The 4516-nt window shown below is 67.6% G+C and carries 4 protein-coding genes; 1 reads left to right on the forward strand and 3 read right to left on the reverse strand.

All coding sequences use genetic code 11. The annotated features are described in order from the left end of the window. The coding region (locus VF794_RS29205) for a phage holin family protein (protein ID WP_331116048.1) at positions 1 to 230 on the reverse strand (230 nt) is incomplete at its 3' end. Positions 231 to 241: 11 nt separating this feature from the next. Then, positions 242 to 1315: a hypothetical protein gene (locus VF794_RS29210; RefSeq protein ID WP_331116050.1), complete on the reverse strand. Its 1074-nt coding sequence runs from the start codon at positions 1313 to 1315 to the stop codon at positions 242 to 244. 188 nt (positions 1316 to 1503) lie between these two features. On the opposite strand from VF794_RS29210, the gene VF794_RS29215 reads away from it, so the two are divergent. Beyond that, entirely contained in the window at positions 1504 to 3138 is a 1635-nt protein-coding gene (locus VF794_RS29215) for a methyl-accepting chemotaxis protein (RefSeq protein ID WP_331116052.1), read from the forward strand. A gap of 48 nt (positions 3139 to 3186) precedes the next feature. Here VF794_RS29215 and VF794_RS29220 read toward each other — a convergent pair. Continuing rightward, positions 3187 to 4516: AAA family ATPase (locus VF794_RS29220; protein ID WP_331116054.1), on the reverse strand; the 1330-nt coding region annotated here is incomplete at its 5' end.

Genomic DNA, 4516 nt, shown 5'->3' on the forward strand with positions numbered 1-4516 from the left:
AGGGCCAGCGCATCCGCGCCCGCGGTGAGCAGCAGCGTCAGCCCCACCAGCGACAGCGCCGCCGCGCCGCCCAGGAAGGCCGCCGAGAAGCGCGCCGCTCGCACCTCCTGCGCCAGCTCCACCTTCGCGTGCAGCAGCTCCGCCTTCGCCAACAGCCGCGCCTCGGCCATCGCCCGGCGCACCAGCTCGTTCGTCGACAGGCTCTTCTCGGGGCTCGTCCAGCTCTCCATGGCCTTCCTCCTCAGATGCGGCCGAGCACCCCGAACAGCAGCCGAGGCGCCACGTCCTCGGACCTCGCGTTCACCCCCACCGCCCCCGTCACCACGAACGAGGAGCCCACCCGCAGGCCCGTGCCCACGCTCGCGTTCACCGAGGCCTCCTCGGCTCCGAGCGGATTGGTGTAGTACGCGTCCCCCTGGAGCAGCAGCCGGTCCCCAATCGGATGGTCCGCCGCCAGCCCCAGCAGGTAGTCGTCCGCCGCGTCCTGCCGCACGCTGTAGCCCACGTTGCCGTGCAGCCGCGTCTGGCCGAACTGCTTCGTCGCCAGTACCCGCGCCTCCGCGCTCACGCCCTCGTCCCCCCGCGGGCTCGTCACCGAGCCCAGCAGCGACACCTGGGGCACCACCCGCTTCTCCTCCACGAGCTGCCCGAGCGCGTACGCCCCCACCGAGCCCGTGGTGCCCTGCTCCTCGCCCGAGAGGTTCCGCACCTGGGCGCTCGCGCCGAACTCCACCTTCCACGGCGTGCCCACCCGCACCTGCGGCTCGAGGATGAAGCCCACCTCGCCCGTCTGCGTGCGGTTGGCCACGTTCACCTCGCCCAACACCTGGCGCTCCGCCGGGTCGGCGTTCACCACCGTCAGCATGTCCGTGTTGCGCAGCAGCTCCAGCGCCTCCTCGCGCTCGGAGGGGGATGTCTCGGGCACCGGCTGGGCTTCCACTGTCTTCACGGGCTCGGGGGGCACGGCGGCACGGGTCTCGGCCTGCTTCACCGCCCGGCGCAGCTCGTCCACCTCGGCGCGCAGGGCGCGAAGCTCCTCGGACACCGCGCGCTCGTCGGGCTGGGGCTTCGTCTCGGGGACCTCGGCCGGCTTCGGCAGCTCGGTCAGCACGTCCTCCCCCGAGCCTCCCGTGGCGCTCTCCCCGCGCAACCGCTCCCGCTCCCTCCGCAGGCGCATCAGCTCGTCGCACTGGGATTGCGTCGCGACGACGGTCGCTCCGGCCTCGAGTTGGACCGTACAGCTCGGCTGGCCTGTCGTTTCCCCGGCCGCGCCCAGGCCCACCGCGGTCAGCAGTGCCATCAACGGTTGCAGCATCCCGTCCCTCCCGAGCCCATTCCGTCGGAGCAAACGTGTGCCTCTGGACGGTACCCGGCAAGGCAGGGCAGCCGCGCCCGCCCGGCTGGGCAAGCGCGGGGGGCGCGGACCCCCTGGGCTCGGACGGCTGCCTGCTTTTCGTTCACCCGGACAAGGCGCGCTATCCTCGGGACGCCAGGGGGAAAGCCGTGAGCATCCGAAAGCTTCTGTGGATTACCCATGCCATCTACATGCTGCTGGTGACCAGCCTGGTCATCGTGGCGGGATTGCTCTTCTCGAGCACGCAGGAGGCGGTCCGGAGCGCGAACATCCGGTATGAGTCCTACCTGCTGGCGAACGAGCTGCGCCAGAGCTCCGAGGACCTGACGAAGTACGCCCGGACGTACGTCGTGACGGGCGACCCGAGGTACGAGCAGCAGTACTGGGATGTCCTGGCGGTACGGGATGGCAGGAAGCCGCGAGCGGACGGGCGCACGGTGTCCCTGCGCGAGCTCATGCGGGAACTGGGCTTCACGTCCCAGGAGTTCGCCAGGCTGGCCGAGGCGGAAGACCACTCGAACGCGCTGGTGAAGACCGAGACCCGCGCGATGAACGCCGTGAAGGGCTTCTTCGAGGATGGGCGCGAGGGCGAGCCCGACCCCGCGCTGGCCATCCGCATCATGCACGATGCGCGCTACCACGCGGACAAGGCCGTCATCCTCAAGCCCATCGAGGACTTCTTCGCCCTGCTCGACCAGCGCACGGAGAGCAACCGCCTGCTGCACCTCGGGCGGATGTACCGCTACATGTTCATCGGGTTCGGTCTCCAGGTGGCGCTCGTGCTCCAGCTCGCGTTCGGTACCCTCATCACCCGGCGGATCCTCCGCAGGTTCGGAGGCGAGCCCGCCGAGGTGACGCGGATCGCCCACCAGGTGGCCCAGGGAGACCTGACGGCCCGCATCGCCGACGAGAACCTGGACCCGGACAGCGTCCTGTATGCCATTCGCGAGATGCTCACCCAGCTCTCGCACGTCGCCCACCAGACACGCAGCTCGGCCGAGGTGCTCGCCCACGGCGCCGCCGAGGTGAGCGCGACCGCGCACGTGCTGAGCCACGGCTCCACCGAGTCCGCGGCGAACGTCGAGAGTGCCTCCCTCTCCGTCGAGAGCATCGCCGGTTCCGCCACCCACAACGCGGAGAGCGCCTCCCTCACCGAAGCGGTGGCCGCCAAGGCGTCCCAGGATGCGCTGGCGGGAGGGCGCGCCGTCGAGGGGACGGTGGAGGCGATGAGGCAGATCGCCGAGAAGATCGGCATCGTCGGGGAGCTCGCCTATCAGACGAATCTCCTCGCGCTCAACGCGGCCATCGAGGCGGCTCGGGCCGGAGAGCACGGCAGGGGCTTCGCGGTCGTCGCGAGCGAGGTGCGCAGGCTCGCCGAGCGCAGCAAGGTGGCGGCCGCGGAGATTGGCGTGCTCGCGTCCGGCAGTGTCCGGCTCGCGGAGGGAGCGGGGCGGCTGCTCGGGGAGATCGTTCCGGGCATCGCGCGGACGTCGACACTGGTGCAACAGATTGCCCAGGGCTCGAAGCAACAGTCCGCCGAGGTCCAGCGGGTGACGTCAGCCATGTCCCAGCTCAACCAGGTGTCTCAGCGCAACGCCAGCGCCTCGGAGGAGCTGGCCGCCACCGCCCAGGTGATGAGCGAGCGGGCCCAGGAGCTCCGCCACATCACCGCCTTCTTCAAGGTCGAGTCCACGGAGGGTGATTCACCTGGAGCGCCGCTGTGGAGCGTGCGCAGCGGGGGCATGCGGGGTCAGGGCGCGGGGTCTTCGAAGAGGGCTTCGTAGGGCTCGCACTCGACCCCGCGATAGGTCCCTTCGTCTCGTGGCCCGCACTCAGGTCGGCTGCGGCAGCACCTGGCCAAGGAGCTCGGCAATCTCCTTCAGTTCCTCGGAGGCGTGCGCGAGGAGCCACTCCGTGAGCGCGAGCGAGTGCTCGACCTTGTTGTAGGAGAGGCGGGTCTCCGAGAGTTCATTGAAGAGGTCATCGAGGAGCTTCGGCGCGTCGATGTCCTGTGGGTAGTTCTGCGTCTTCGCCTTGCCGTAATACTTCGGCTCGTGGATGTGCGCATCGAGCCACTCGCGGACACGCTCGGGGGTGGTCGGTTCCTCTGTGAAGGGCGGACACTCGTTCAGGACGGCAGCGATGGCACCCGCGTGAAGGAGGTAATTCTCGTAGGTCCTCCGGCCGAGGAAGTGGACCCTCCCCTGGCTCTGGCGCACGAGATCCTCGCGCTCCTTATCCGGTCGGATCTCGCGATCGAAGATGAAGGCGACAGCAGGGGGAAGCAGCGCACTTCCCTGCTGAGTGAGTCGCTCGTAGATGCGAAACACCGAGCGTGTGTCCTTCTTCGCGTCGAAATCTCCAGTGTGAAGAACGCCTACAATGCTCACGCCGGCAAGAGATCGCCGCAGGAGTTGCTGAACGATCGGCGGGAAGCAGAGCTGCTCGGTCGGTCCTTCCACCCAGAGGACACTCTCGGCCCCGAAGACATCCGAGAGACGCGAGCCGACCTCCAGCAGCAGGGCTCGGAGGTGGCGTGCCTCATCGGTGTCCACCGACTCGACCTGGGTCGTGCCCTGGGTGCGGCGAAGGATGTGAACCGTGGAAGGATTGCTGGCCGCGATCAATTCGGGAGAGTGCGTGGAGATGATGTATTGGTGCTGCGGGTGTTCACGAAGGATCTCAACCAGCACGCGCACTGCGCCTGGGTGCAGGAAACTGTTGGGCTCATCGATGATGATCGTACGTGGGCTCTCGGCGGTCACGAGCACGTAGAGCATGGCCAGCACTTGGCTGATACCCGTGCCACTTTCCGATAGTGGAACGGCGAGATCAGCCCGCTCGGTTTTCGGCTCCACCGGCCAGACGAGGATTTCGACTTGCTTATTTCCTACGGGCCGAACGTTTATCCATTCCACCTGTGGGAAAACACGCTTGACGAGTCCATTGTAACGCTGGAATCGGGCTGGGTTCGTGCTCTGCAGCACGTGCAGCACCTGGGGCAGGTTGCTTGCATCCGAGCGGAGATCAACCTCACTGCCAAAGCCTGAAATACCAATGTTCAATCGCTCGGCCCTGAAGCTATAGATGCTCGATTGAAGCCGAGAACCAAAGCCTTCCCAAGCTTGCAATCTCCCAAAAAAATGCTGCTGTACCGATGGC

The organism is Archangium sp. (assembly GCF_036389735.1).
Lineage (GTDB): Bacteria > Myxococcota > Myxococcia > Myxococcales > Myxococcaceae > Archangium.

Excerpts from the sequence above, each read along its gene's own strand:
- VF794_RS29210 (WP_331116050.1), bottom strand. The coding sequence starts at position 1,315 with ATGCTGCAACCGTTGATGGCACTGCTGACCGCGGTGGGCCTGGGCGCG.